This window comes from Streptomyces sp. NPDC004126, assembly GCF_050275515.1.
In the GTDB taxonomy this organism is placed as follows: Bacteria; Actinomycetota; Actinomycetes; order Streptomycetales; family Streptomycetaceae; genus Streptomyces.
On sequence record NZ_JBNNPF010000005.1, the window covers coordinates 206,063 to 232,558 of the forward strand.

Annotated in this window: 28 protein-coding genes and 2 tRNA genes; 11 read left to right on the forward strand and 19 right to left on the reverse strand. The window is 73.7% G+C overall.

Annotated features, from left to right (window positions below):
- Positions 1-64 precede the first annotated feature (64 nt).
- From ACQKM2_RS07455 to pgsA, 7 genes are all read right to left on the reverse strand, one after another.
- Positions 65-817 carry a YebC/PmpR family DNA-binding transcriptional regulator gene (locus ACQKM2_RS07455; RefSeq protein ID WP_405981588.1) on the reverse strand — a complete coding sequence of 251 codons (753 nt, stop codon included), beginning with the start codon at positions 815-817 and terminating at the stop codon, positions 65-67.
- Positions 818-873: 56 nt separating this feature from the next.
- A complete protein-coding gene (gene pdxT, locus ACQKM2_RS07460) occupies positions 874-1,464 on the reverse strand; it encodes a pyridoxal 5'-phosphate synthase glutaminase subunit PdxT (RefSeq protein ID WP_427707350.1) in 591 nt (196 codons plus the stop codon).
- Between the two features lie 8 nt (positions 1,465-1,472).
- A complete protein-coding gene (gene pdxS, locus ACQKM2_RS07465; RefSeq protein ID WP_427707352.1) occupies positions 1,473-2,390 on the reverse strand; it encodes a pyridoxal 5'-phosphate synthase lyase subunit PdxS in 918 nt (305 codons plus the stop codon).
- 136 nt (positions 2,391-2,526) lie between these two features.
- Positions 2,527-3,069: a membrane protein gene (locus ACQKM2_RS07470; protein ID WP_042800642.1), complete on the reverse strand. Its 543-nt coding sequence runs from the start codon at positions 3,067-3,069 to the stop codon at positions 2,527-2,529.
- 28 nt (positions 3,070-3,097) lie between these two features.
- The gene (locus tag ACQKM2_RS07475; RefSeq protein ID WP_427707354.1) at positions 3,098-4,261 is read right to left on the reverse strand and encodes a glycosyltransferase family 4 protein; all 1,164 of its coding nucleotides are present in this window, start codon (positions 4,259-4,261) and stop codon (positions 3,098-3,100) included.
- Positions 4,261-5,163, reverse strand: coding sequence for a phosphatidylinositol mannoside acyltransferase (locus tag ACQKM2_RS07480; protein WP_427707355.1), 903 nt, complete (start codon positions 5,161-5,163; stop codon positions 4,261-4,263). The genes ACQKM2_RS07475 and ACQKM2_RS07480 overlap by 1 nt, the downstream gene beginning before the upstream one ends.
- Positions 5,163-5,831, reverse strand: coding sequence for a phosphatidylinositol phosphate synthase (gene pgsA, locus ACQKM2_RS07485; RefSeq protein WP_427707356.1), 669 nt, complete (start codon positions 5,829-5,831; stop codon positions 5,163-5,165). The genes ACQKM2_RS07480 and pgsA overlap by 1 nt, the downstream gene beginning before the upstream one ends.
- Before the next feature lie 254 nt (positions 5,832-6,085).
- On the opposite strand from pgsA, the gene ACQKM2_RS07490 reads away from it, so the two are divergent.
- From ACQKM2_RS07490 to ACQKM2_RS07500, 3 genes are all read left to right on the forward strand, one after another.
- Positions 6,086-8,290: an elongation factor G-like protein EF-G2 gene (locus ACQKM2_RS07490; RefSeq protein WP_427707357.1), complete on the forward strand. Its 2,205-nt coding sequence runs from the start codon at positions 6,086-6,088 to the stop codon at positions 8,288-8,290.
- Positions 8,291-8,526: 236 nt separating this feature from the next.
- Positions 8,527-10,209 (forward strand): hypothetical protein, encoded by a 1,683-nt coding sequence (locus tag ACQKM2_RS07495; RefSeq protein WP_427707359.1) that lies wholly within the window; start codon positions 8,527-8,529, stop codon positions 10,207-10,209.
- A 42-nt stretch (positions 10,210-10,251) separates the two neighbouring features.
- A complete protein-coding gene (locus ACQKM2_RS07500) occupies positions 10,252-10,653 on the forward strand; it encodes a DUF1992 domain-containing protein (protein ID WP_427707360.1) in 402 nt (133 codons plus the stop codon).
- On the opposite strand, the gene ACQKM2_RS07505 is transcribed toward ACQKM2_RS07500, so the two are convergent.
- Positions 10,654-11,214 carry an HIT family protein gene (locus ACQKM2_RS07505; protein ID WP_427707361.1) on the reverse strand — a complete coding sequence of 187 codons (561 nt, stop codon included), beginning with the start codon at positions 11,212-11,214 and terminating at the stop codon, positions 10,654-10,656.
- A gap of 106 nt (positions 11,215-11,320) precedes the next feature.
- Positions 11,321-13,297, reverse strand: a complete 1,977-nt coding sequence (gene thrS / locus ACQKM2_RS07510) for a threonine--tRNA ligase (protein WP_427707362.1) — start codon at positions 13,295-13,297, stop codon at positions 11,321-11,323.
- 207 nt (positions 13,298-13,504) lie between these two features.
- Here thrS and ACQKM2_RS07515 point away from each other — a divergent pair, with 207 nt between their 5' ends.
- Both ACQKM2_RS07515 and ACQKM2_RS07520 read left to right on the forward strand, forming a co-directional pair.
- Entirely contained in the window at positions 13,505-13,972 is a 468-nt protein-coding gene (locus tag ACQKM2_RS07515; protein ID WP_427707363.1) for a GNAT family N-acetyltransferase, read from the forward strand.
- A 91-nt stretch (positions 13,973-14,063) separates the two neighbouring features.
- Positions 14,064-14,774, forward strand: a complete 711-nt coding sequence (locus tag ACQKM2_RS07520) for a hypothetical protein (protein ID WP_427707364.1) — start codon at positions 14,064-14,066, stop codon at positions 14,772-14,774.
- Here the strand turns inward: ACQKM2_RS07520 and ACQKM2_RS07525 are convergent.
- Positions 14,771-15,976, reverse strand: a complete 1,206-nt coding sequence (locus ACQKM2_RS07525) for a hypothetical protein (RefSeq protein ID WP_427707365.1) — start codon at positions 15,974-15,976, stop codon at positions 14,771-14,773. The genes ACQKM2_RS07520 and ACQKM2_RS07525 overlap by 4 nt on opposite strands.
- Positions 15,976-16,554: a DUF4365 domain-containing protein gene (locus tag ACQKM2_RS07530; RefSeq protein ID WP_427707366.1), complete on the reverse strand. Its 579-nt coding sequence runs from the start codon at positions 16,552-16,554 to the stop codon at positions 15,976-15,978. The genes ACQKM2_RS07525 and ACQKM2_RS07530 overlap by 1 nt, the downstream gene beginning before the upstream one ends.
- Positions 16,555-16,784: 230 nt before the next feature.
- Here ACQKM2_RS07530 and ACQKM2_RS07535 point away from each other — a divergent pair, with 230 nt between their 5' ends.
- The gene (locus ACQKM2_RS07535) at positions 16,785-17,510 is read left to right on the forward strand and encodes a 3'-5' exonuclease (RefSeq protein ID WP_362474165.1); all 726 of its coding nucleotides are present in this window, start codon (positions 16,785-16,787) and stop codon (positions 17,508-17,510) included.
- Between the two features lie 77 nt (positions 17,511-17,587).
- Here ACQKM2_RS07535 and ACQKM2_RS07540 read toward each other — a convergent pair.
- Positions 17,588-17,659 (reverse strand) — tRNA-Val (locus ACQKM2_RS07540).
- Positions 17,660-17,697: 38 nt separating this feature from the next.
- The gene (locus ACQKM2_RS07545) at positions 17,698-18,171 is read right to left on the reverse strand and encodes an SRPBCC family protein (RefSeq protein ID WP_427707367.1); all 474 of its coding nucleotides are present in this window, start codon (positions 18,169-18,171) and stop codon (positions 17,698-17,700) included.
- Between the two features lie 119 nt (positions 18,172-18,290).
- Between ACQKM2_RS07545 and ACQKM2_RS07550 the strand changes: the two genes are divergently transcribed.
- The gene (locus ACQKM2_RS07550; RefSeq protein ID WP_427707368.1) at positions 18,291-20,660 is read left to right on the forward strand and encodes an SCO7613 C-terminal domain-containing membrane protein; all 2,370 of its coding nucleotides are present in this window, start codon (positions 18,291-18,293) and stop codon (positions 20,658-20,660) included.
- A 71-nt stretch (positions 20,661-20,731) separates the two neighbouring features.
- Here ACQKM2_RS07550 and ACQKM2_RS07555 read toward each other — a convergent pair.
- Both ACQKM2_RS07555 and ACQKM2_RS07560 read right to left on the reverse strand, forming a co-directional pair.
- Positions 20,732-20,803, reverse strand: a tRNA-Val gene (locus ACQKM2_RS07555).
- 94 nt (positions 20,804-20,897) lie between these two features.
- Complete coding sequence (locus ACQKM2_RS07560) at positions 20,898-21,338, reverse strand: TIGR02611 family protein (protein WP_427707369.1); 441 nt, start codon at positions 21,336-21,338, stop codon at positions 20,898-20,900.
- A 177-nt stretch (positions 21,339-21,515) separates the two neighbouring features.
- Here ACQKM2_RS07560 and ACQKM2_RS07565 point away from each other — a divergent pair, with 177 nt between their 5' ends.
- The gene (locus ACQKM2_RS07565; RefSeq protein ID WP_030011909.1) at positions 21,516-21,929 is read left to right on the forward strand and encodes an SsgA family sporulation/cell division regulator; all 414 of its coding nucleotides are present in this window, start codon (positions 21,516-21,518) and stop codon (positions 21,927-21,929) included.
- Between the two features lie 211 nt (positions 21,930-22,140).
- The gene (locus tag ACQKM2_RS07570) at positions 22,141-22,767 is read left to right on the forward strand and encodes a CGNR zinc finger domain-containing protein (RefSeq protein WP_427707370.1); all 627 of its coding nucleotides are present in this window, start codon (positions 22,141-22,143) and stop codon (positions 22,765-22,767) included.
- On the opposite strand, the gene ACQKM2_RS07575 is transcribed toward ACQKM2_RS07570, so the two are convergent.
- Positions 22,708-22,923: a hypothetical protein gene (locus ACQKM2_RS07575; RefSeq protein ID WP_427707371.1), complete on the reverse strand. Its 216-nt coding sequence runs from the start codon at positions 22,921-22,923 to the stop codon at positions 22,708-22,710. The genes ACQKM2_RS07570 and ACQKM2_RS07575 overlap by 60 nt on opposite strands.
- A gap of 252 nt (positions 22,924-23,175) precedes the next feature.
- On the opposite strand from ACQKM2_RS07575, the gene ACQKM2_RS07580 reads away from it, so the two are divergent.
- Positions 23,176-23,853 (forward strand): intradiol ring-cleavage dioxygenase, encoded by a 678-nt coding sequence (locus ACQKM2_RS07580; RefSeq protein WP_427707372.1) that lies wholly within the window; start codon positions 23,176-23,178, stop codon positions 23,851-23,853.
- 15 nt (positions 23,854-23,868) lie between these two features.
- Here ACQKM2_RS07580 and ACQKM2_RS07585 read toward each other — a convergent pair whose 3' ends face one another.
- Complete coding sequence (locus ACQKM2_RS07585; RefSeq protein ID WP_427707373.1) at positions 23,869-24,312, reverse strand: hypothetical protein; 444 nt, start codon at positions 24,310-24,312, stop codon at positions 23,869-23,871.
- Positions 24,313-24,465: 153 nt separating this feature from the next.
- On the opposite strand from ACQKM2_RS07585, the gene ACQKM2_RS07590 reads away from it, so the two are divergent.
- Complete coding sequence (locus ACQKM2_RS07590; protein WP_427707375.1) at positions 24,466-24,960, forward strand: DsbA family protein; 495 nt, start codon at positions 24,466-24,468, stop codon at positions 24,958-24,960.
- Here ACQKM2_RS07590 and ACQKM2_RS07595 read toward each other — a convergent pair.
- Positions 24,957-25,628 (reverse strand): hypothetical protein, encoded by a 672-nt coding sequence (locus ACQKM2_RS07595; protein WP_427707376.1) that lies wholly within the window; start codon positions 25,626-25,628, stop codon positions 24,957-24,959. The genes ACQKM2_RS07590 and ACQKM2_RS07595 overlap by 4 nt on opposite strands.
- An 11-nt stretch (positions 25,629-25,639) precedes the next feature.
- Entirely contained in the window at positions 25,640-26,464 is an 825-nt protein-coding gene (locus ACQKM2_RS07600; protein WP_427707377.1) for a GNAT family N-acetyltransferase, read from the reverse strand.
- Positions 26,465-26,496: the final 32 nt, after the last annotated feature.

The window sequence follows — 26,496 nt, forward strand, 5'->3', positions numbered from 1 at the left end:
GCGGGCCGACAGGGTGTGTCCTGTCGGCCCGCCGGAGGCAGCGCGGGAGGTGGTGCGGCGCCGGTCAGGCGTCGACCTTCTCCATGACCTCGTCCGAGACGTCGAAGTTGGCGAAGACGTTCTGCACGTCGTCGCTGTCCTCCAGCGCGTCGATCAGCTTGAAGATCTTGCGCGCGCCCTCTTCGTCGAGCTCGACCTGCATGGTCGGGACGAAGGACGAGTCGGCGGAGTCGTAGTCGATGCCGGCTTCCTGGAGCGCGGTGCGGACCGCGACCAGGTCGGTGGCCTCGCTGATGATCTCCCAGGTCTCGCCGTTGTCGTTGACCTCTTCGGCGCCGGCTTCCAGGACCGCGTCCAGGACGTCGTCCTCGGAGAGCTCCGCCTTGGGCAGCAGGATGACGCCCTTGCGGTTGAACAGGTACGAGACCGAGCCCGGGTCGGCCATGGAGCCGCCGTTGCGGGTCATGGCGACGCGGACGTCGGAGGCGGCACGGTTGCGGTTGTCGGTGAGGCACTCGATGAGCACCGCGACGCCGTTGGGGCCGTAGCCTTCGTACATGATCGTCTCGTAGTCGGCGCCGCCGGCCTCGAGGCCGCCGCCGCGCTTGACCGCGGAGTCGATGTTCTTGTTCGGGACCGACTGCTTCTTGGCCTTCTGAACGGCGTCGAAGAGCGTCGGGTTGCCCTCGATGTCGGCGCCGCCCATACGGGCCGCGACCTCGATGTTCTTGATCAGCTTCGCGAAGAGCTTGCCGCGCTTGGCATCGATCACGGCCTTCTTGTGCTTCGTCGTAGCCCATTTAGAGTGGCCGGACATCCGCCTGTCTCCTTCGCGTAACCAACAGTGTTCGCCCCGATCCTACCGGGAGCCTGTCACAGCCCCGCGCGCACCATGTCGACGAAGTACGCGTGCACGCGGTCGTCGCCGGTCAGCTCGGGGTGGAACGAGGTCGCCAGGACGTTGCCCTGGCGCACGGCGACCGTGTGGCCGTCGTACGTCGCGAGCACCTCGACGCTGGCGCCGACCGACTCGACCCACGGGGCGCGGATGAAGACGCCCTCGACGGGGCCGCCGTCTATGCCCGCGAAGTCGATCTGCGCCTCGAAGGACTCGTTCTGGCGGCCGAAGGCGTTGCGGCGCACGATCATGTCGATGCCGCCGAGCGTCTCCTGGTCCTCACGGCCGTCGAGCAGCTTGTCGGCGAGCATGATCATGCCGGCGCAGGTGCCGTAGACGGGCATGCCGGCGCGCACGCGCTCGCGCAGCGGCTCCAGCATGCCGAACAGCACGGCGAGCTTCGACATGGTCGTGGACTCGCCGCCGGGGATCACCAGCGCGTCGACCTCGGCGAGCTCCTCGGGGCGCCGGACCGGCCTGGCCACGGCGTCAGCCGCGGCCAGGGCGATCAGGTGCTCCCGTACGTCGCCCTGGAGGGCCAGGACACCAATTACGGGGGTGGTCATGGCAGTGACTACCAGCCGCGGTTGGCGTAGCGCTCGGCCTCGGGGAGGGTGTCGCAGTTGATGCCGACCATGGCCTCGCCCAGGTTGCGGGACGCGTCCGCGATGACCTTCGGGTCGTCGAAGAAGGTGGTGGCCTTCACGATGGCGGCGGCGCGCTTGGCCGGGTCGCCGGACTTGAAGATGCCGGAGCCGACGAAGACACCCTCGGCACCGAGCTGGCGCATCAGGGCCGCGTCGGCCGGGGTGGCGACACCACCGGCGGAGAACAGCACGACGGGGAGCTTGCCGAGCTCGGCGACCTCCTTGACGAGCTCGTACGGGGCGCGCAGCTCCTTGGCGGCGGCGTACAGCTCGTTGTTGTCGTAGCCGCGCAGCTGGGCGATCTCGTTCTTGATCTGGCGCAGGTGGCGGACGGCCTCGACGACGTTGCCGGTGCCGGCCTCGCCCTTCGAGCGGATCATGGCCGCGCCCTCGGCGATGCGGCGCAGGGCCTCGCCCAGGTTGGTGGCGCCACAGACGAAGGGGGTGGTGAAGGCCCACTTGTCGGAGTGGTTGATCTCGTCGGCCGGGGTCAGGACCTCGGACTCGTCGATGTAGTCGACGCCGAGGGACTGGAGGACCTGGGCCTCGACGAAGTGGCCGATGCGGGACTTGGCCATGACCGGGATGGAGACGGCCTCGATGATCTCTTCGATCATGTTCGGGTCGGACATGCGGGCCACGCCGCCGTCCTTGCGGATGTCCGCGGGGACCCGCTCCAGGGCCATGACGGCCACGGCGCCGGCGTCCTCGGCGATCTTCGCCTGCTCGGCGTTGACCACGTCCATGATCACGCCGCCCTTGAGCTGCTCGGCCATGCCGCGCTTGACGCGGGAGGTGCCGATCGCCGAGTCGGCGGACTGGGAAGAGGTGGGAAGCGTGCTCACGGGTTGACCTCACTCGAAACGAACGCGAAGGAAAGACGGGTCTTACTGGGCTGAGACAACCCCACCGACCAGTCCACTACAAGGGCCAATGTGGAGCCGGTGGCTCTTTCATTTGTCCCCCGCGGCCCTATGAACCTCAGGCGGGGCGGTCCGCGAGGTCCACCGGAGGCTCATCGTCCATTTCGAAGGCCAACGGGAACGGCGCGTGTCCCGCCAGTCTGAACCATCGGACCTTCCGGTGGCGCCGCAGCGCGCGGGCGGCCCGTACGGCGTCGTTGAGGAACCGCCGCGCCATCGGCACCCGGCGCACCGCCGCGGCCAGCTCCTCGGCCGCCTCCACCCCGCCCGGGGCGGCCTTGAGCACCTCCACCTGGTCCGCGTCGGCGAACACCGCCCGCAACGCCTGGCTGAGCTCGCTCTCGGCGACCTCCCGGTACTCCTCCTCGGCCTGCCGCGCGGCGTGCGCGGCCTCGTACAGCACGAGCGAGGACGCGGGGTCGAGCGCCCCGGAGGTGGCCACCTCCAGCACCACGGAAGCCCGCCGCACGAGCTGCGCGTCGAGTGCGGCCCGGGCGGCGTCCATCCGCGTGTGCAACCGGTCCAGCCGCCCGGCGGTCCAGCTGAGGTAGACCCCGACGACGGCGAGCGCCACCGCGATCCAGACAAGGTTTTCGATCACGGGCGGCGACACTACCCGCTACGGGCCCCTACGTGTCCCGCGTGAAGCCCAGGCGGGTGCGGAGGGGGACGCGTTCGTCGGTGGCGACGGCTGCCGCTCCGGTGGTGACCGTTTCGTAGACCGCCAGGATGTCCGCGCCCACCGTCGACCAGTCGAAGCGGCGTACGTGGGCCGAGCCGCGGGTGCTCAGTTCCGCGCGGCGGGCCGGGTCGTGGAGGAGGGCGGTCGCCGCCGCGGCCAGGGAGGCGGCGTCCTCGTTGGCGAAGAGTTCGCCCGCCGCGCCCTGGTCCAGGACCTGGGCGAAGGCGTCGAGGTCCGAGGCCAGGACGGCCGCGCCCGCCGACAGGGCCTCGACGAGGATGATGCCGAAGCTCTCGCCGCCGGTGTTGGGGGCGACGTAGACGTCCACGCTGCGCAGCAGGCGGGCCTTGTCCTCGTCGGAGACCATGCCGAGGAACTCCACCCGGGAGCGCAGGTGTTCCGGGAGGGAGGCCACGGCCTCCTCCTCGTCGCCGCGGCCGGCCACGAGCAGGCGGACGTCCGGGCAGGCCTCGGCGATGGCGGGGAAGGCGGCCATCAGCACCGGGAGGCCCTTGCGGGGTTCGTCGATGCGGCCGATGAAGCCGAGGGTCTGACCGGACCATTCGGGGTTGGGGTCGGCCTTGGCGAAGAAGTCGACGTCGACGCCGTTGGGGATGACCACGGCGTCCCCGCCCAGGTGTTCGACGAGGGTGCGGCGGGCGTACTCGCTCACCGCGATCCGGGCACTGATCTTCTCCAGCGCCGGCTGGAGGATCGGGTACGCGGCGATCATCGCGCGCGAGCGCGGGTTGGAGGTGTGGAACGTCGCCACGATCGGGCCCTGCGCCGCCCAGCAGGACAGCAGGCCCAGCGAGGGCGAGGCCGGCTCGTGGATGTGGATGACGTCGAAGACGCCCTCGTGCAGCCAGCGGCGTACCCGGGCGGCGGAGAGGAAGCCGAAGTTCAGCCGGGCGACCGACCCGTTGTAGGGCACCGGCACCGCCCGGCCCGCCGAGACCACGTAGGGGGGCAGCGGGGTCTCGTCGTCCGCCGGGGCCAGCACCGACACCGCGTGGCCCTGGCGGATCAGGTGCTCGGCCAGGTCGCGGATGTGGAACTGGACGCCGCCCGGCACGTCCCACGAGTACGGGCACACGATGCCGATCTTCACTACGGGCGCTCCTCCAGGTCGTCGAGCCACAGCCGCTGCAGCATGTGCCAGTCCTCCGGGTGCTCCGCGATGCCCGACGCGAAGGCGTCCGCCACCGCCTGGGTCATGACGGCGGTCTTCTCGGTCCGCGTGCCCTGCTCGGGCACCTCCACCTCGGGGTGGAAGCGGCCGTACATCTTCGGGGTGTCGCCGTAGTACAGGGTGACCGGCAGCAGTACCGCCCCGGTCTGCTGCGCCAGCAGCGCGGGACCCGCGGGCATCCGGGCCCGGGAGCCGAAGAAGTCCACCTCGACCCCGGAGGCCGACAGGTCCCGGTCGGCGACCAGGCAGATCAGCCCGCCGGAGCGCAGCCGGCGGGCCAGGGTGCCGAAGGAGGCGCCGCCGTTGTGCGGCAGGACCTCCATGCCCAGGCTCTCGCGGTAGGCCACGAAGCGGTCGTAGAGGGACTCGGGCTTGAGCCGCTCGGCGACGGTGGTGAAGGGGACGCCGAGGTGGCCGGTGACCCACGCGCCGGCGAGGTCCCAGTTGGCCAGGTGGGGCAGGGCGGCGATGACCCCGCGGCCGGAGGCGATCGCCTCGCGCAGGATGTGGTCGTCCTTCAGCTGGACGTCCTCGCCGAAGCGCGTCGGGTCCATGGCCGGCAGCCGGAAGGACTCCATCCAGTAGCGCATGTACGAACGCATGCCCGCGTGCGACAGCTCGCGCAGCCGCTCGGGGGTCGCGTCGGGCACCACCCGGGCCAGGTTGGACTCCAGCCGCAGCACGCTCTTGCCGCGCCGCTTCCACGCCACGTCCGCGATCTTGCGGCCGAGGGCCACCGCCGCCGGCTCGGGCAGCTTCTTCACGCCCGCCCAGCCGAGCCCGTACAGCCCGTCGACCAGCTTGTCCTGCGCCTTGCCCATCAGAGCGCCCCGCCTTCTGCACCGGCGGCGGCCGCCGCGTCGGCCTCGGCCGCCTCGCGGCGTACGGTGACCACCCGCTGGATCAGCGTGACCAGCGAGCCCGCCGCCACGACCCACAGCGCGACCGGCAGCAGCACTCCGATCCACGAGGGGACCCCGAAGGTCTGCAGGCCGGACAGGCCGGCCGCGACCAGGGAGATCACCAGGCGCTCGGCGCGCTCGACGAGCCCGTTGACGGCGACCGGCAGCCCGATCGCCTCGCCGCGGGCCTTCGTGTACGAGACCACCTGCCCGCTGGCCAGGCAGAAGATCGCCACCGCGCACAGCACGTTGTCGTCGCCCAGACCCGCGTACCAGAGCGCGAGGCCGCCGAAGATCGCCGCGTCGGCCACCCGGTCGAGCGTGGAGTCGAGGAACGCCCCCCACCGGCTGGAGCTGCCGGCTTGGCGGGCCATGTTGCCGTCCACCAGGTCGGAGAAGACGAAGAGGGTGATGGTGATCGTTCCCCAGAAGAGCTCGCCCCGGGGGAAGAAGACCAGCGCTCCGGCCACCACTCCGGCGGTGCCGATGAGGGTGACGGCGTCCGGGCTCACCCCCCGGCGCAGGAGAAATGCGGCGAACGGCGTGAGAACACGCGTGAAGAACGCACGCGCGTACTTGTTCAGCATGGCCTTCCCAGAGGGTCGCTGGGCCGAGGGGCCACCACGGCCTCCGGCTGGCCCATCGTAGCCAGCGCCCCGCGCCCGCAGCGCCTCGCACCCACCGGTTCGCTCCGGCTCCCTGCCCGCCGCGGCCTCCCGTCACCCTCCCGCCGCGCAGCCGACCGTGGCCGGTACCACGTATGGACGCAGTGTGACGGCAGTGCAAAGCTCGAAGGACCCCGATCACCCTCCTCACCGCGACACCAGGAGGCACGAGAAGCATGGGAGCCACATCACACCAAGCCGGAGCCGCCGGCAGGGCACTGACGGCCGACCGCCCCGATTCCGTACGGAACGTCGTGCTGGTCGGCCACAGCGGCGCCGGAAAGACCACGCTGGTCGAAGCCCTGGCCCTCACCGCGGGGGCCGTGAACCGGGCCGGACGGGTCGAGGACGGGGGCACGGTCTCGGACTACGACGAGATCGAGCACCGCCGCCAGCGCTCCGTGCAGCTGTCCCTGGTCCCCGTCGAATGGGCCGGAATCAAGATCAACATCCTGGACACCCCCGGATACGCCGACTTCGTCGGGGAACTCAGGGCCGGTCTGCGCGCCGCGGACGCGGCCCTCTTCGTCGTCTCCGCCTCCGACGGGATCGACGGAGCCACCCGGATGGTCTGGGACGAATGCGAGGCCGTCGGCATGCCGCGCGCCATCGTCGTCACCCATTTGGAGGCAGCCCGCGCCGATTACTCGCAGATGACCGCCGTCTGCGGAGAGATCTTCGGCGCCGACGACCCGGACGCCGTCATCCCGCTCTACCTCCCGCTGCACGGACCGGCCGGACCCGACGGCCACGCCCCCGTCAACGGCCTGCTGGGCCTGCTCTCCCGGCGCGTGTACGACTACGCCTCCGGCGAGCGCGCCGAACGCGACCCGGACCCCGCCGAGCTCGCCCTCATCGACGACGCCCGCTCCCGCCTCATCGAGGGGATCATCGCCGAGAGCGAGGACGAGACCCTCATGGACCGCTACCTCGGCGGTGAGGACATCGACGTCAAGACGCTGATCGACGACCTGGAGCGGGCCGTCGCCCGGGGCACCTTCCACCCCGTCCTGATGGCCGCCCCCGCCGCCGACGGCGCCCGCCAGGGCCTGGGCACGGTGGAGCTCCTCGAACTGATCACCGGCGGCTTCCCGACCCCCGCCGAACGCGCCCCCGTCGCCGTCACCGCCCCCGACGGCTCCCCCCGCCCCGACGTCACCTGCGACCCGGCCGGGCCGCTGCTGGCCGAGGTCGTCAAGACCTCCTCCGACCCCTACGTCGGGCGCGTCTCCCTGGTCCGCGTCTTCTCCGGCACCCTGCGCCCCGAGGAGACCGTCCACGTCTCCGGACACGGCCTCGAGGACCGCGGGCACGAGGACCACGATGTCGACGAACGCATCGGCACCCTCACCTCCCCCTTCGGCAAACAGCAGCGCACCCTCGGCACCTGCATCGCCGGCGACCTCGCCTGCGTGGCCAAACTCACCCGCGCCGAAACCGGCGACACCCTCTCCGCCAAGGACGCCCCGCTCCTCATGGAGCCCTGGCCGATGCCCGAGCCGCTGCTCCCCCTCGCCGTCGAGGCCCACAGCAAGGCCGACGAGGACAAGCTCTCCCAGGGCCTGGCCCGCCTCGTCGCCGAGGACCCCACCCTGCGGCTGGAGCAGAACCCGCACACCCACCAGCTCGTCCTGTGGTGCCTCGGCGAGGCCCACCAGGACCTCGTCCTGGAACGGCTCAAGACCCGCTACGGGGTCCAGGTCGACCCCGTCCCCCACAAGGTCAGCCTCCGCGAGACCTTCGGCGCCAAGGCCGCCGGACGCGGGCGGCACGTCAAACAGTCCGGCGGCCACGGCCAGTACGCCATCTGCGAGATCGAGGTCGAACCCCTCCCGCCCGGCAGCGGCATCGAGTTCGTCGACAAGGTCGTCGGCGGCGCCGTCCCCCGCCAGTTCATCCCCTCCGTCGAGAAGGGCGTACGGGCCCAGGCCGCCCGCGGCATCGCGGCCGGCTATCCGCTGGTCGACGTACGCGTCACCCTGCGCGACGGCAAGGCGCACTCGGTGGACTCCTCCGACGCCGCCTTCCAGACGGCCGGCGCCCTCGCCCTGCGCGAAGCCGCCGCCGACATCCCGATCCACCTGCTGGAGCCCGTGGCCGAACTCGACGTCGAGGTGCCCGACGAGTACGTGGGCCCGGTCATGAGCGACCTCTCGGGCCGCCGCGGCCGCGTCGTCGGCACCGAGCCGTCCGGCCCCGGCCGGTCCCGGGTGCGCGCCGAGATCCCCGAGATCGAGATCGGCCGCTACGCCGTGGACCTGCGCTCCGTCTCCCACGGCACGGGCCGCTTCAGCCGCACGTACGCCCGGCACGAGCCCATGCCGGCCCACCTCGCGGACAAGATGCGCGAACAGGCGGAGAGGGGAAGCCAGTTGTCATAGCACCCCGGGTACCGCCCACCCAACCGGCTTGCGGTGGGCGGTATTTCCCTGTCCCATGACCATGGGGACGGGTACGCATATAGGCTCTTCGCCGCGACGGAGAGCACAACGGACCACGACAGAGCGCGACACTCCGCCGGCAACGGCGGCACGACCAGCACGACCAGCACGACCAGCACGACTAGCACGACGGCACCACGGGCAAAGAGCACAGTGGCACGGCGATGGGGGCAGCGGTGGCGGACGACGGTTTCGACTTCAGGCCCGGAGCACAGATTCCTCTCCAGGGGGGCGGCGGCCAGACCGCGGCGACCAACGCCCTCGCCTCCGCCGCGTACCGCGACGGCGGCAAGGACACCGCCCTGTCCTCCATACTCGGGGCGAACAGCGAGAACCACCCGGCCTCGGTCAAGGCCCCGAAGGTCTCCCTCCTCGAACCCAACCTCGGAGAGGCGTTCTGCCGGGCCGTCGAGGCCCGCACCCTCGGCGCCGGCCGCAAACCGCTCATCCAGTCCTTCGGCGCCGACCCGCAGACCGTCGTCGAGCACTGCCTGGCCGCCTCCCGCATCCGCAAGGAACGCGACCGCAAGCTGCGCCTGATCATGCTGGTCGCGGGAGTGGTGTTCCTGCCCGGACTGCTGCTCTGGCTCGGCCTCTTCCAGCTGCGCAAGACCCTGTCCAAGGGCGAGGGCAGGAAGAGCACCTGGATCGGCACCGCCCTGCTCGTCGGCGTGGTCCTCGTCGGCGCCGTGCTGCTCTACCGGGTGGTGTACCGCCAGCCCGGCAGCGGCCTGCTGGAGCTGTACCTGCTCGGCGCGCTCGTCGCCCCCGTCCTCGGCTGGTACCTGGCCCGCCGGATCTGCGAGAACACCGCCGCCGACCTGCGCTCCCGCTGGGACGGCCTGCTCGGCGGCGGCGCCCCCGTCGCCGCCAAGATCCCCGAGGCGGTCCCCGGAAACCCCGACGAGAAGGCCCGCGAGGACCTGCGCCACCAGCTGGCGAAGCTGACCGCCGAGGACCGCAGCAACTCCGTCTTCTACGCCGGCCCCAAGGGCATCCTCGGCATGGGCACCCGCTGGGGCAGCTGGCAGATGGCCGAGGAGCTGAACCCCAAGACGGACGGGCACGAGATCCACCCCTTCCGCAGCTGGGACGTCATACGCGCGATCGACGCGCAGCTGCGCAAGCTGGAGCGCGGCCCCCTGCACACCGGCGGCTTCCCGGCCGCCTCCATCCAGCACTGGATCGTCACCCCCGTCGGCGAGGGCGCCGCCGAGGTGGCCCGCCCCAGCGGCGACAACGTCGACACCTTCCTGGTCAAGCCGCACGAGATCACCCGGATCTGCAACGAGCAGCAGTTCAGCGCCGGCAACCGGCACTACCTCGGCATCCAGTACCCGCTCTGGGACGGCCAGCTCGTCATCACGATGCTGGTCACCGTCACCGTCCTCTACAAGACCCTGCGCGTGGACGTCACCGCCCACGCCCTCGGCCCGGTGCACGGCCTCTTCACCACCAAGTCCAAGGCCCCGGTGATCGAGGTCCCCAAGTCCATCCGCTTCTGGGAGACCGTGGAGCGCCCCCTGCCGCTGGTGGACACCATGGAGGTGGTCCGGCTCGCCGCGCGCGCCCCGCTGACCTGGTACCCGCCGCTGCTGGAGTACTTCGGCGGCAAGCTGGTCCTGCCCGAGCCCTTCGGCCTGCGGCACGTCTGGGCGGGCTCCATGTGGCGCCACCGCTTCATGGCGGACGACGCCCTGCGCACCGTGGCGCCCGTGCTGCGGTCGGTGCACACGGCGACGTTCAAGGTGCTGGAGGAGAACGGCGTGGACACCGCGGCCTTCACCAACCGCTCCTCGATCATGAGCGGCATGGTCCAGGAGCCGTCCCCGCGCAGGGCGGACGCCTACGACGCGTAGGTACGCTGGAGGAGTCGCAGCCCGCCCCGGGGAGGAGCCGTCATGACCGAGCGCAAGCCGCCTGGTGTCAGCTTCGAGTCCTTCGTGGACCGGCAGATCAGAGAGGCCGCCGACCGGGGCGAGTTCGAGAGGCTGCCGGGCTGGGGCAAGCCGATGGCCTCGCTGGACGCCCCGTACGACGAGATGTGGTGGATCCGGCGCAAGCTCCACGGCGAGGGCTTCGCCGTGCTGCCGCCGGCGCTGGCCCTGCGCAAGGAGGCCGAGGACGCTCGGGAGGCGGCCCTGGCGGCCCCGACGGAGCGCCGGGCCCGGGAGGTCCTGGCGGAGGTCAACGAGAAGATCCGCACGGCCCTGCGCCGGCCCCCGCCGGGCCCGCCGCTCGGCCTCGCCGAGTTCGACGTGGAGGCGGTCCTGGCGGAGCGGCGCCAGGGCCGTACGGGCTGATCAGTCGTTCGGCCAGGCGTCGGCGAGCATCTGGCGGGTGTCCGCGAGCAGTTGCGGCAGCACCTTGGTGTGCCCGACGACCGGCATGAAGTTCGTGTCGCCGCCCCAGCGGGGCACGATGTGCTGGTGCAGGTGCGCGGCGATGCCGGCGCCGGCGGCCGCGCCCTGGTTCATGCCGATGTTGAAGCCGTGCGCCCCGGAGGCCTTGCGCAGCGCGACCATGGCCCGCTTGGTGAGGTCCGCCAGCTCCGCCGTCTCCGGCCCGTCGAGCTCGGTGTAGTCGGCGACGTGGCGGTACGGGACGACCATCAGGTGGCCGCCGTTGTACGGGTAGAGGTTCAGCACCGCGTAGACGTGCTTGCCCCGAGCCACGACCAGGCCGTCCGTGTCGGACATCTCCGGAATCCCGCAGAAGGGACAGCCGTCCCCGGCTTCCGGGCCGGTCGGCTTGTTCTCGCCCTGGATGTAGGCCATCCGATGGGGGGTCCACAGTCGCTGGAACCCGTCGTGCGTGCCCACACCGTTCTGCCGCTCCGGCTCAATCGTCATGCCATGCAGCATATGACCTCGTCCGGAGGAACGAGCGGGGCCCCCGGAAAGTGATCGCTTTCCGGGGGCCCCGCTCGTCGGCCGGTCAGGCCTGGATCAGACCGTCGTCGGGCCCGGATCAGACCTGGACGCGGTCGGCGACGACCTTGGCCAGCTTCGCCAGCGCCTCGTCCTTCGGGATGCCGTTCTCCTGCGAACCGTCGCGGTAGCGGAAGGAGACGGTGCCCGCGGCCATGTCCTCGTCACCGACGATGATCATGAACGGGACCTTGAGCTTCTGGTGGTTGCGGATCTTCTTCTGCATCCGGTCCGAGGACGCGTCCACCTCGACCCGCAGGCCCTGCTTCTTCGCCGCGGCGGCGAACTCCTGCAGGTACTCCACGTGCCCGTCGCCGATCGGGATGCCGACGGCCTGGACCGGGGCCAGCCACGGCGGCATGGCGCCCGCGTAGTGCTCCAGCAGCACCGCGAAGAACCGCTCGATGGAGCCGAACAGCGCGCGGTGGATCATGACCGGGCGCTGGCGGGAGCCGTCCGGGCCGGTGTACTCCAGGTCGAAGCGCTCCGGCAGGTTGAAGTCCAGCTGCACGGTCGACATCTGCCAGGTGCGGCCGATGGCGTCGCGCGCCTGCACGGAGATCTTCGGGCCGTAGAAGGCCGCGCCGCCCGGGTCGGGGGTCAGCGGGAGGCCCTGCTTCTCGGCGACCTGCTGGAGGACCGCGGTGGCCTCCTCCCAGACCTCGTCCGAGCCGACGAACTTCTCCGGGTCCTTGGTGGACAGCTCCAGGTAGAAGTCGGTCAGGCCGTAGTCGCGCAGCAGGTTCAGCACGAAGGTGAGCGTGCGGTCGAGCTCCTCGGCCATCTGCTCGCGGGTGCAGTAGATGTGCGCGTCGTCCTGGGTGAAGCCCCGGGCCCGGGTCAGGCCGTGGACCACGCCCGACTTCTCGTACCGGTACACGGTGCCGAACTCGAACAGGCGCAGCGGGAGCTCACGGTAGGAGCGGCCGCGCGCGTCGAAGATCAGGTTGTGCATCGGGCAGTTCATGGGCTTGAGGTAGTAGTCGGTACCACCGTCGAGCTGCATGGGGGGGTACATGCCCTCCGCGTACCAGTCCAGGTGGCCGCTCTTCTCGAAGAGGGCGCCCTTGGTGGCGTGCGGGGAGTAGACGAACTCGTAGCCCTCCTCCTCGTGCCGGCGGCGCGAGTAGTCCTCCATGACCCGGCGGATGATGCCGCCGCGCGGGTGGAAGACGGCGAGGCCGGAGCCGATCTCGTCCGGGATGGAGAAGAGGTCGAGCTCGTTGCCGAGCTTGCGGTGGTCGCGCTTCTCGGCCTCGGCGAGGAAGTCGAGGTGCGCCTTGAGCTCCTCCTTCGAGGGCCAGGCGGTGCCGTAGATGCGCTGGAGCATCGGGTTCTTCTCGCTGCCGCGCCAGTAGGCGGCCGCGTTGCGCATCAGCTTGAACGCCGGGATGTTGCGGGTGGTGGGCAGGTGGGGACCGCGGCAGAGGTCCTTCCAGCACAGCTCGCCGGTCTTGGCGTCGAGGTTGTCGTAGATGGTCAGCTCGCCGCCGCCCACCTCGACGTTCGCACCGTCGTCGGTGGACGCGGAGCCCTTGATGCCGATGAGCTCCAGCTTGTACGGCTCGTCCGCGAGCTCCTCGCGGGCCGCCTCGTCGGAGACCACGCGGCGGGCGAACCTCTGCCCGCGCTTCTGGATCTCCTGCATCTTCTTCTCGATGGTCTTGAGGTCATCGGGAGTGAAGGGCTTGGCGACGTCGAAGTCGTAGTAGAAGCCGTCGCGGACCGGCGGGCCGATGCCGAGCTTGGCCTCGGGGAACAGCTCCTGCACGGCCTGCGCCATGACGTGCGCGGTCGAGTGGCGCAGGATGTCGAGGCCGTCCTCGGAGGAGATCTCCACCGGCTCGACGGTCTCGCCGTCCTTCACCTCGTACGAGAGGTCCTTCAGCTCGCCGGCGATGCGCGCGGCGACGATGGTGCGCTCGCCGGCGAAGAGCTCCGCCGCCGTAGTGCCCGTGGCCACCACGCGCTCGTCCCGCTCGGAATCGCGTTGGATGATCACACGGACGTCTGACACCGGTCTCTCCTGACTCAGGGGGTGCGCAGGCGAACGCTGCGCGCCTGAATCGTACCGAGCCGAGTGGCCGCGCCGCGAAACGGTTAACGGGGGCGCCCCCCGAGCCCCGCCGCGGAGCCCCCGGCGGGCGCGGAAACCGCCCCGCCCCGCCGCCGCCGCGCGGGTAGCGTGGCCGTTCCCGCCCGACCCCGAAAGGAGCGGCCCGCGATGCCGCAGCCCCGCCCGCTGGACCTCGCCGACGACGCGACGGCCGCCGCCGTGCACCGGATCGGCCTGGCCGCCTACGCCGTCGAGGCGGAGCTGATCGGCTTCGACGGCATCCCGGCGCTCGGCGAGGGCCTGGAGGAGATGCGGGCGCGGCCGCTGCGCTGGCTGGGCGCGGTGACGGAGGCGGGCGCGGTCGCCGGGTTCCTGGCCTGGGAGGAGACGCGGGACGGCGTGTCCGTCGACCGGCTGTGCGTGGACCCGGCCTGGTTCCGCCGGGGCGTCGCCTCGCTGCTGGTGCGCCACGCCCTGGCGGAGCTCTTCCCGGGCCGCCGGGTCGAGGTCACGACGGGCGCGGCCAACACCCCGGCGGTGGCCCTGTACGAGCGCCTCGGCTTCACCCGCGGCACGGACTTCACCCCCGTACCGGGCCTGCGGATGGCCTCCTTCACGTTGGCCGGAAGCCGCTAGCCGCCGGGCGGGGGAACCGGTCGGCGGGCGGGTACGTCCCAGGGGCGCCCGAAGTACAGGGAACCAGGGGACCCAGGGGGAACGAGGAATCATGCGCCGTACCGCAGTCACGCTCACCTGTATCGCCGCCGCGCTGCTCACCGGCTGCGGGGGCACCGCCGGTTCCGGCGCCGCGGCCAAGCCGCCGGCGCCGCCCGCACCGGTGTCCGCGGCGCCCTCGGCGTCGCCGTCCGCGGGCGGGGCGCCGGCCTGCCCGGGGGCCGACCGCTCCGGGCCGGGCGCGCCGCCCACCACCATCGACGGGACCCCCGCGAACACCCCCGAGGCCATGAGCCTGTCGCAGGCCGTCGGCGCCCAGGGCTACGGAGCCTTCGCGGACGTGTACGGCAGCCACACCACCGACCGGCCCGCCGGCCGGGTCGCGCTGTGCGTGACCGACCTCGCCCGGGGCCGGCTGCTGCTGGAAGCCGCCCGGAAGGCCGACCCGTCCGTCGACCCGGGCCGCGCCGACCTGTACCTGAGCCGGTACACGCACCGCGCGCTCATGGCGGCCGTGCAGCGGCTCGCCGCCGACCAGGGCCGGTCCGCCTTCCCGCTGTACACCTTCTCGGCGGCCCGGGACGCCTCCGGGGTCGTGGTGACCAGCACCGAGGCGGGCGCCGCGTCGAAGGACCTGAAGGCCCGCCTGGAGAAGATCACCGGCGGCGTCCCGGTCACGGTCGAGCGGGGCGACCCGGTGACCACCCTGGAGGGCACCAAGCCCCCCAAGAGCCCGGACACCGCGGCACCGGTCGCCCCCTAGTCGTCCGACGGGAGCACGTCGTCCGGGTCGTAGGCCGCGTCCAGGGACTTCATCAGCCGGTCCCGCTCCATCTCGTCGAGCGGGACCGGCGTCACGTCCGAGGCCCGCGCCAGCCTGCGGAAGCCGCCCCGGCGGGAGAGCCGGCCGCTGACCCGGACCGGCATTCCGGCGAGGTGGGCGTGGACGGCGATCCGGTAGCCCTCCTCGTCGAGGGCGGCCCGTACGTACGGGACGTCCGCCCCGGACAGCACCCGCAGCCGGACCGTCCCCCCGCCGCCCGCCGCCGAGCGCCGCATCCGGACCACGGCCCCCGCGAGCCGCACGGCGACGGCCGGCTCGGCCCGGGTGTAGCGGGCTGCGGCCTCGCGCAGCACGGGCAGGTCGCCCGGCGAGAACTCCACCGGCTCGGGCCGGGCCGCGCACCCGGCCGGGACCCCGGCCGCCGGTGCCCAGGCCAGTGCGATCCGGGCCCCTTCCGAGCCGCGGACCAGCGAGACCAGCGCCTCGGCGAGCTCCCGGCTGACGCCCGCCGCCACCGCGGCGTCGAAGGCCTCCATGCCGCCGGTCGCCCTCTGGTAGTCCACTGCCTCCCGGGCCGCGTGCAGCGCGTGGTGCAGCCGCGTCACCGCCCCCCGCCCCCCGGCCACGGGTACGTACGCGGCGAGCCTGCGCCCGCCCGGGGCGGGCCCCACCAGCACGCCGTCCAGGAACCGCTCGGCCTGTGCGCGGTGGCGGGCGCCGTAGTACCCGGCGCGGGCGCGGTCGGCGAGGGCCCCGGCCAGCAGCAGCCGGCGGGCGGCCGAGCGCAGCCGTTCCTGCGCGGGCCAGGCGGCCTCGCCCTGGAAGCCGTACGGCCCTTGCGGCACCTCCCGCTCCCAGCGGACCTCGTCGCTGGGCACGCTCAGCCCGAGGAGCACCTCCCGCGCGGACGGCACCCCGCTGCGGGACAGCGCGGTGAGCGCCTCCTCCACCAGGTCGGCGCAGTCGGGGAAGCCCCGGCTCTCGGGGACGAGCAGGCTGGTCCCGGCCCGGTCCGGCGGGGTCCAGCGCCCGTAGCGGCCCGCCGCCCCGCCCCGGCGCAGCCAGCCGTGCCGGTGCAGCAGCGCGCCGAGGACCTGCGGGTCGACCTGTCCGGGGTCGGGGGCGCCGGGCGCGGGTCCGGGGCGGGGCAGCGGTTCGAGGTGCGCGGGGTACCGGTCCATCAGGGTGTCCCTCCCGACCCGACCCGGGTCATGATCTCGCACAGCGCCCGGTCGTCGAAGATCCGCTCGGTGGGGATCCGTACGGTGGTGCGGCGCCGGCCGGTCACGGGGTGACCGGCGAGGTTGGTCCAGTAGCAGCAGTGCCGCAGGTCGAGCCGGTCGTGGCCGGCGCTCAGCCACTGGTCCCGCTGCCGCGGTACGAGCATCACCACGAGGATCTTGTGGACGGCGACGGGTGTCCGCGCCAGCTTCACCAGGTGCTCGTTGTCCAGGGTGAAGCCGAAGCTGGCCCCGGCGGGGCGGGGCGGTATCTGGTAGGTCGCCTTCAGCTGCACCTTGATGGTCACCTCGTCGTCGACGACGTGCTCGGGCGCGCCGTGGCTGACGTGCCAGTCGACGCCGTTGTCGGGGAAGGGCTGGGAGAGCGAGCAGCCTGCCGCGGCCGCTACGGCGTGCAGGTAGCCCACCTGGAGGGTCTCCATGCAGGCGGTGGTGGCGAGTGTGCCGCGCAGCGGTCCGGTCGGCGGATCGCCCTGTCCGTGCAGCACCCCGCCCGGTTCGGGCTGTGTGAGCGCCATGGCCGGCTCCCCATGCCTTCCGGGCCCTGCCGTGAACGGTGAACGGGAGTGGCGGGGTGACGACCGGTCATGCGTGCGACCCCCCGAGGGAGTTGTCTCCGTACCCGGCTGCCGCCAAACGGCGTACGGGGCAAACGGCACGGGTATCACGGATTCGGCGGGGGTCGGCGCGTCATGGGGCGGAGGTGCCCGGTGCGGCCCATCCGCCGACCGGGGACGAGGAGTTCGCCATGACACGCTGGTACGAGGGGCCGCTGGCCGCTTTCGACACGGAGACCACCGGGGTGGACGTCGAGCAGGACCGGATCGTGTCCGCCGCGCTCGTCGTGCAGGAGTGTGCGGGCGGCCGGGTCCGCTCCACGCGGTGGCTGGTCAATCCCGGCGTCCCGGTGCCGCCGGGCGCCACGGAAGTGCACGGCCTGACCGACGAGCACCTCCAGCGCAACGGCCGGTGGCCGGCGCCGGTGGTGGAGGAGATAGCGCGGGCGCTGGGCGAGCAGCAGGTGGCGGGGCGGCCGGTCGTGGTGATGAACGCGCCGTTCGACCTGACGCTGCTGGACCGGGAGTTGCGCCGGCACCGGGCGTCGACGCTGGCGCGGTACCTGGACAACAGGCCGCTGACGGTGCTGGACCCGCGGGTCCTGGACAAGCACCTGGACCGCTACCGCAAGGGCCGCCGCACGCTGACGGACCTGTGCGCGCACTACGGGATAGAGCTGGAGGGGGCGCACGACGCCTCGGTGGACGCGCAGGCGGCGCTGGAGGTCGTACGGGCGGTCGGGCGCCGGTTCGCGGCGCGGCTGGAGCGGCTGACCCCGGCGGAGCTGCACACGCTCCAGGCGGTGTGGCACGCGGCACAGGCGCGGGGGCTGCAGGCGTGGTTCGCCCGGCAGGGCACTCCGGAGGCCGTCGATCCGCACTGGCCGCTGCGCCCGGAACTGCCGCAGGCCGCCTGACCGGCCGGCACCGGGGTCGAAGGGTCCCGGGAAATGCGGAAGGCCGGTCCGTCATCAGACGGACCGGCCTGTCCCGGTGGGCGATACTGGGATCGAACCAGTGACCCCTTCGGTGTGAACGAAGTGCTCTCCCGCTGAGCTAATCGCCCGGGAACGCACTGAACAATACAAGAGCCTCGGGGCCGGATCAAACCGCTTCCGGCGGGGCGGCCAGCAGGGCCCGCAGGCCGCGCCGTCCGGCCCGCATCATCAGCGCGTGGTTGAGCCGGAACAGCGGCCGCCCGGCGAGCGCGAACCTCCGCAGCAGGGCGGCCCGCACCTCGACCTCCTGCTCGTAGACCGCCCGCGTGCGGCCGGCGCCGGCCGCGCCCCGGGGGCGTACGGTCCAGCGCGCCCAGCCCTCGACGTCGCCGCCCAGGGCCGCTTCGAGGACTCCGCGCGCCGGATCGTCGAGCAGGCCGGTGACGGTGACGCGGATCCCGTACGGGAGGACCGAGCGGATCAGCGCGGTCCCGGTGCGCCCGTCGATCCGCTCGGCCCGGCGGACCTGGGGCCACCAGTCCGGGTAGCGGGCGGGGTCGGCGAGCAGGGAGTAGACGAGCGCGGGCGGGGCGTCGAGGTCCCACACGCTGCGGAAGCGGTAGTGCGTCCAGCGCGGCATGGTTCCAGTCTGGCCCGCCGGGGTGCTGCGGCGCGGGCGGTCTCCCGAGTAGGTACTCACCGTTCATCTGAGTACGCACGCCCATGTCCTGACGGCGTGACCGGCGCCACACTCCGGCTATGGACTCCCCCCTTCCGCCGGCTCACGAGCTGGCGCTCATCGACGGCGAGCTGGCCCGACTGGAGGCCCGGCGCGGGTACTTGCTGGCCCGCCGGGACTGGCTGCTGCGGCTCCTGGCGGCGCAGCCGGCGCCGTCGGGGCGGTTCGGGCCCGCGGCGCCGTTCGGGCCGCCCGTGCCCGCGGCCGCGGCCGCGAAGCCGAGCGCCCAGAACGTGCTGCTGACGCTGGGCGCGGTGCTGCTGGCGGTGGCCGCGCTGGCGTTCACCCTGGTCAGCTGGGGCTCCCTGGGGATCGGCGGGCGCTCGGCGGTGCTGGCGGTGCTGACGGCGGCGGCGCTGGCGGCGCCCGCCGCGCTGCTGCGGCGCGGGCTGCGGTCCACGGCCGAGGCGGTCGCGGGGGTGGGGCTGCTGCTGACGGTGCTGGACGCGTACGCGGTGCGCGCGGTCGGGCTGTCCGGTGCCGACGGGGTGGCGTACGCGGCGTGGGCGTCGGCGGTGCTGGCGGGGGGCTGGGCCGGTTACGGGGCGGCCCTGGGCCGGCTGCGGCTGCCGGTGCTCGCCGCGGTGGGGGCCGCGCAGCTGCCGTTGCCGCTGGCGGCGGCCGCGGCGGGGGCGGGCCCGCTGGGGGCCGGGGCGGCGCTGCTGGCGACGGCGGCGCTGGACGCGGCCCTGGCGGCGGGGACGGCGGGGGTCGTGCGCCGCGCGGTACGGGTGCCCGCATGGGTGTGCTCGGGGGTGCTGGGCGGGACGGCGCTGGCGCTGGGGCTGGCGCGGTCGCTCGCGGTGCCGGGTGCGGCCGGACCGGCGCTGCTGCTGGCGGCGGGTGGCCTGGTGGGCGTGGCGGTGGCCTGGCGCGAGCCGCGGGCTTCGGCGGCCGCCCTGGCCGGGGGCCTGGCGGCGGTGGCGGCGGCCGGGGCGCTGGTCCCGGCCGGGGCGGGCTCCGCGTGGTGGGCGGTCGCGGCGCGGGTGGCGGCGGCGCTCGCGCTGGCGGCGGTGGCGGTGCGGGCGGGCGCGGGCTCGGGCGCGGTCCCGGGGGCGGTGCGGCGCGGGCTGCTGCGGGCCGGGGCGGCGGTGGCGGCCCTCGGGGCGCTCGCGGGGCTGACGGCGGTGGCGGTGGCGCTCGTGGCCCGGGCCGCGGTGCTGCGCGAGGTGTGGGCGGCGACGGCCCCGCAGCAGGGCGGGCCGGGTGCGGGGGTCGCGGCGGTGCTGCTGCTGGCGGCGGGCGCGCTGTGGCTGCCGGGCGGGGTGCTGCCGCGGCCGCCGGCGGTGGCGGCCGCGGTGGTGTGCGGCGGGGCGGCGCTGTTCGCGGCCCCGATGGGGCCGGGCCTGCCGGCCTGGGCGGTGTTCGCGGCGCAGCTCGGGGTGGTGGCGGCGGCCGGGGTGGCGGCGGTGCGGGCTCCGGCGCGGGCGGTGGCGTTGGCGGCCGCGGGGTGCGCGGCCGTGGGGGCCCTCAGCGTGTCCCTGGCGGCGCTGGACGGCCGGGCGGCCACCTTCGCGGTGTTCGGGCTGCTGGGCGCCTGCTGCGCCCTGGGAGCCGCCCAGGGGGCCGCCGCGGCGGCGGTGCGGGCGGGCTGCGCGGTGGGCGCCGTCGGGTACGCGGCCGCGCTGGCGGTGGCGCTGGGTGCGGTGGCGGGGCTGCCCTGGTCCTGGCGGGCGGTGGCGGTGCTGGCGGTCCCGGCGCTGGTGGCGGCGGTGGCGGCCCGGCTGGGTCCGGTGCGGGTCGCCGCGGAGTCGGCGGCGGCCGGGGCGGGGGCCCTGGCGGTGGCCGTGGCGCTCGCGGCGGGTGACCGGCCGGTGCTGGCGCTGGTGCTCGGGCTGGCCGGGGCGGTGTGCGCGGGGGCGGCGCTGCGGCCGGAGCGGCGTGCGCTGGGCTGGGCGGCGGGGGTGCTGTTCGCGGCGGCGGCCTGGGTGCGGCTGGCGGCGTGGGGGGTGGCGGTGCCGGAGGCGTACGCGCTGCCGGTGGCGGTGCCGGCGCTCGTGATGGGGCTGCTGCGCCGCCGCCGGGATCCGGGGGCCTCGTCCTGGTCCGCGTACGGGGCGGGGCTGGGGGCGGCGCTGCTGCCGAGCCTGGTGGCCGCCTGGGGCGACGCGCACTGGCAGCGGCCGCTGCTGCTGGGGACGGCGGCGCTGGCCCTCACCCTGGCGGGGGCGCACCGCCGGCTCCGGGCGCCGCTGCTGCTGGGCGGTGCGGTGCTGGCGGCGGTGGCGCTGCACGAGCTGGCCCCGTACGTGGTGCAGGTGGTGGGCGTGCTGCCGCGCTGGCTGCCGCCGGCGCTGGCGGGCCTGCTGCTGCTGGTGGTGGGCGCGACGTACGAGAAGCGGCTGCGGGACGCGCGCCGGCTGCGGGCGGCGATCGGGCGGCTGCGCTGAGGGCGGGCGCGGGTCCGGGCGTACGACAGAGGCCCGGAGACTCTTCCGAGTCTCCGGGCCTCTGCTCCGGGTGGGCGATACTGGGTTCGAACCAGTGACCCCTTCGGTGTGAACGAAGTGCTCTCCCACTGAGCTAATCGCCCGGACGCACCGCAAACATTACCGCATGTCAGCGGTGCTCCGTGACACCCCCGAACCGGCACCCGTCCGGCACCGGAGCGGCACCGGACCGGCCGGTCACTGGTCCTTGATGTTCCACGGCAGGGTGAGGCCGTACTTCCACAGGTAGAACCCGATCAGCGCAGCGGCGATGGCGAGGCCGACGCTGGTGAGGATGATGTTGCGGCGCCGCACCTTCGGGTCGAGTGCCTTCTGCGCGGCCTCGGTGACCTTGCGCTTGGTCCAGCGCAGGACGAGGGAGGCCCAGGCGAACTCGGTGGCCCAGATCGCGAGGCCCGCGAAGATCGCGACCCAGCCGGGGCCGGGCAGGACGAGCATGGCGACGCCGGCGCCGATGACGGCGAGGCCGACGATGAAGACGCCGACCTGCCAGCTCAGGTGCAGGCTGCGGTTGGCCTTGATGAAGGCGGGCGCCTTCGACTCGTGCTGCGGCGCCTCTTCGGCGGTCGGCTCACTGCGGGCGGATTCGTTGGTTCCGCGGTCACTCCCCGTATTCATGGCGCCGAATCTACCGGAGTCGGAAGCACACGTGAATGCCGGTTTGGATCCGCCGTCCGAGGGACCCAGAGGTCCGCAAAACGGTCAGAGGGGTTTACAACGGCACCGTAGGTGGCATGTCGATTTCGCCGACGTGCGAATCCCCGAGCGCACACTGAGCGAAAGGCCCTGGCGCTTATGAACACCACGGTCAGCTGCGAGCTGCACCTGCGCCTCGTTGTGTCGAGCGAGTCCTCACTGCCTGTTCCGGCGGGCCTGCGGTATGACACGGCCGATCCCTACGCCGTGCACGCCACCTTCCACACCGGCGCCGAGGAGACGGTCGAATGGGTGTTCGCCCGCGACCTCCTCGCCGAGGGCCTCCACCGGCCCACCGGTACCGGCGACGTCCGCGTCTGGCCGTCCCGCAGCCACGGTCAGGGCGTCGTCTGCATCGCCCTGAGCTCACCGGAGGGAGAAGCGCTGCTCGAAGCACCCGCCCGAGCCCTCGAGTCGTTCCTCAAGCGGACGGACGCCGCGGTCCCACCCGGGACCGAGCACCGGCACTTCGACCTCGACAAGGAGCTGTCCCACATCCTGGCCGAAAGCTGAGCCAGGCCCCCGGCCCGCCACCGTCCGACTCGGGGCGACGGTGCGCGACGGACAACCACATACGGCAGTGCCGGCGCTGTCTCCGCGGAAGCCACCCGCGGGGGCGGCGCCGGTGTGCTCGGGTACCTTTCCCGCGGTAAGCGCTATTGTCGGCCCCCAGTGGGCGGCAGCGGCCCGCCGCCGCAAGGCCCGGCACCCAGGGAGCGACCCCGTGCAGATCCCCCACGACACCCGTCGCGCGCTCGACGTCGTCGTCGCGCTGGTGAACACCGCGGCCGAACCGGAGCAGCCAGACGCCCTCTCCGACCTCAGGGCGCTGCGCGGCTTCGTCGAGGAGCACGCGATCAGCGACGTCGGCGATCTGGGCGCCCGCGACCTCGCCGGGGTGCGGACGGTCCGGGGCAAGTTCGCCCAGGTCTTCGCGGCACCGAACTCCCGTGCGGCCGCCGCACTGATCAACGAGCTGGTCGCCACGGCCGGCACCACCCCGCAGCTCACCGACCACGACGGCTACGACTGGCACGTGCACTACTTCGCGCCGGGCGCCTCGGTGGGCGACCACCTGGCGGCGGACGGCGGCATGGCGCTGGCCTTCATCGTGGTCTCCGGGGAGCAGGAGCGGCTGCGCCGGTGCGAGGCCCCGGACTGCCGGCGGGCCTTCGTGGACCTGTCCCGGAACCGCTCGCGCCGCTACTGCGACAGCCGGACCTGCGGGAACCGGCTGCACGTGGCCGCGTACCGGGCCCGCCGCAAGGAGGCGGACGTCCGGCCCGAGGGCTCAGAGCAGGTAGAGGTCGTGCAGGGCGGCGAGCAGCAGCAGGGTCCCGACCACCGCTAGGAAGATCATCAGCGGCGGCTGGGAGAGCGCGAAGAGGCACCCGCGCCCTTCGGCCGCGACGGGCGGGGAGGCCTCGGGGGCCAGAGCGGCGGCGGCCCGGGCGATGGGGGTCTCGGAGACGGGAGCCGTCGGCTCACCCTGCGATGTGTCGAGCATGTCGGGGCGATGATCGCGCAGGGCACCCCCGCCCCGCCCCCAACACGCCATGACCGGCGCGGCAGTTCGCCGTCTCTCCTCAGATCAGGTGGTTTCCCCGCGGTTTCTCCTGCGCACGGGCCCGGCTTCCGCTACGAGGACCCGGTCGGCCGTGTGTCGGTCGCGGGCCCGGCCGCCGGGGTGCGGGACGGTGGGCGCGGTGGGCGGCCGTCCGCACGCGACGGCCCAGGGCGCACGCGCGAGAGGCTCCGCATGACCGACAAGGGCACTACCCCGACCAGCCGGCGGGCCCTCCTGCTGACCGCCGGATCCGCCGGGATCGCCGCGCTGACGGCGGCCTGCGCCCGACCGGCCGCACCGGGCCGGTCCGCACCGGCGGCGTCGGGCGCCACGCCGGGCTGCGTACTGGCCGTGACCTCCGGAGCCGGGCCGAACTACTCCGGCCGCGGCCGGACCCGCTCCGACGTCACCGAGGGCCGCGAGGGCGTACCGCTGCGGCTGGAGCTGACGGTGGTGCGCGTGAAGGACGGCTGCCGGCCGCTGGCGGGCGCCGCCGTCGACATCTGGCAGGCCGACGCGTCGGGCGTCTACTCGGAGGGCAAGCAGACCTGGCTGCGCGGGGTCCAGGCCACCGACGCCTCCGGCCGCTGCGTCTTCGAGACGATCGTGCCGGGCTGGTACGCGGGGCTGGCGCCGCACATCCACTTCAAGGTCCGGCCCGACGAGCGCTCCGAGACGACCTCGCAGTTCTTCCTGCCCGACGCGTTCCTGAAGGAGGTCTACGGGCGGCAGCCGTACGCGCGCCGCAAGGCCCCCCGCGACCCGAACGGCAACGACGACCGCTACCGGGCCGCCGACGGCAAGATGACCCTGGCCCCGGCCCCGGACGGCACCGGCTACCGCGCAGCGTTCACCGTGGGCCTCTCGTAGCTCCCTGCGGCGGTTCTAGATCCCGTGCTTCTTGAGGATCGCCTCGATGTCGGAGAAGTCGTCCGCCGGGGCCGCCGCGGCGGGGGCCGGCCCGGCGCTCCGGCGGCCCGCCGTGCCCGGGGAGGGGGCGGAGGCGCCGGGCGCGACGGCCTCCCGGCCGGGGGCTCCCCCGGCCGCCTTCGGGGCCTTCCCGGCCCGGCCCGGGCCCCGGCGTTCCACGGCCCGGGTGGTCATGAACAGCACCCAGGCCAGGCCCAGCAGGCCGAAGCCGATCCAGACGGTCGGCTTGAAGACCATCCCGGTCACCCACGCCACCGCGCCGGTCAGCACCAGGCCCACCGGCACCAGCGAGTACGCCGCGATCCGCGTCGCGGCGAGGAAGCGCTTGCGGTACGCGGTCACTGCGGCGATGCCCAGGCCCGCCGCGGACACCGCGGAACAAATGGTCTCGGCGAGCATGCGGTCCTCCGGCGGTCGGCGGCGGGTGGTCTGTCCCTTTCCATCCTGCACCGGCCCCCACCGCGGCGGCCACGGCCACGGGCCCGCCCGCACGGATCTCCGGGAGATCTCGGGGTCGGATCTCCTCCTCAGGGGGTCTGGGAGACTGTCCGCATGACCGATTCCGTGATCCTCGAAGTCTGGTGCGAACTCCAGTGCCCGGACTGCCACAGCGCCCTGGACGACGTGCGCGCCCTGCGGGCCCGCTACGGCGACCGGCTGGACATCCGGCTGCGGCACTTCCCGCTGGAGAAGCACAAGCACGCCTTCGCCGCCGCGCAGGCCGCCGAGGAGGCCGCGGAGCAGGGCCAGGGCTGGCCGTACGCGGAGGCCGTGCTCGCCCGCACCGCCGAACTGGGCGAGCGCGGCGAGGCCGTACTTCTGGACGTGGCGCGTGAACTCGGCCTGGACGTGGAGGAGTTCGACACCGCCCTGATCGACGGCCGGCACATCCTGATCGTCGACGCCGACCAGGCCGAGGGCAAGGCCATCGGCGTGACCGGCACCCCGACGTACGTGATCGACGGTGAACGCCTGGACGGCGGCAAGAGCCAGGAGGGCCTGCGCGCCCGCATCGAGGAGATCGCGGACCGGCTGCTCGGAGCCTAGGCCCCTGAGCCCGCCCCGGTGGCCGCCCCGGTGGCCGCCCCCGCCGCGGCGGGCTCCCGGCGGCCCGCGAGCCAGGCGGCGATCCGCCGCCTGAACTCGGGGTTGCCGTAGGGGTGGTCCCAGCCCGCGAGCCACTCCAGGTGGCGCAGGACCTCCGCCGAGCGGTACGGGTGGGCCACCGCGACCACGTCGACGCCCCGCTCGCCCGTCGAGCAGATCATGTACGCGCTGCTGTCGAGCGCCATCATGCCGAAGCCCGGGTGGCCCGCGTGCACGCCGAGGAACGCCGACCCCGCGCCCCGGCCCATGACGTCCCAGCGCTCCAGCAGCCGCACCCGCGTCCAGAGCGCGGGCGGCGCCACGCTGGAGCCCTCGTGCATGTACCGCAGGGAGGCGCGGTGCGACCGGGTGCCCTGCGGGAGCATGACGAGGAACTCGCGCCGGTGGTCGAAGAGGCCGGTGGAGACGGCGAGCCCGTACCAGGCCTCGTTGAGCCGCTCCACGAGCCGCGGGGTGTCATACGGGAGGGAGAAGTGCCCGGCGACGTCCTCGGCCCCGTACGAGCCGACGAACGGCATCACACCGTCCGGCACGGCGTCCGGGATCACTTCCAGACCGGCCCGCCGCAGCGGCCGGTACACCTTGCGCTCACGCTCCTCGGCACCCATCGGTGCCCAGGCTAGATCAGCTCCTTGCCGAAGTTCAGGTCGGTCGGCAGGTAGCCGAGGGACTCGTACAGGCGCAGGGCCGGGGTGTTGGCCGTGAACACGTGCAGCGCCAGCGTCCGGTGCCCGGCGGCGATGGCCGTGCGCTCCGCGAGCAGCATCAGGTCGCGGCCGTACCCGAGCCCGCGGTGCTCCTCGGCGACTGCGACGTCGTAGACGTACGAGCCCTCCCCGGCGGCCGCCACCCACAGGTGGCCGACGGGGGCGCCCGCCGCCTCCAGGACGGCGAAGGTGGCCCCGGGGGTGGCCAGCCCCCGCGGGAGCTGCGCGTCGTGGTCGGCCCGCGCCTTGGCCCGGGCGGCCTCCTCGGGCATCCCCCGGGCGACCCAGCTCGCCGCGTAGTCGGTCCGGGCCCGCGCGTCCCAGGCCTCGTACTCGTCCGGCGTCATGGGCCGGCCCAGGACCCCCGCGGAGAGGTCGGGCGGGGCGGCCGGGAGCTCCTTGGCCATGTTGCGGCTGGACTCGGTGTAGCCGAGGGCGGCGGCGAGCCGGAGCCCGCCCGGGGAGCCGGCCGGGACCGAGATCCTCACCCGGCGGCAGCCCCAGCCGCGCAGCACCTCCTCGGCGGCGAGGGCCGCGACGGTGGCCCGGCCGCGGCGGCGGTCCCGCTCGTCGACGGCCAGGTCCCGGATCTCCCCCACGGTCGGCCCGAAGGGCGTGTCGGCGGCGATCAGCAGCGCCCCGACGCGCCTGCTGTTGACGCGGACCTCGTACGGGCGCGAGCGCGCGCCGGAGTCGCTCTGCTGCAGCGGCCCGCTCGGCCGCAGGGTGGTGGTCATCGTCGAGTTCTACCCGCCCCGCGCCGCCGTGA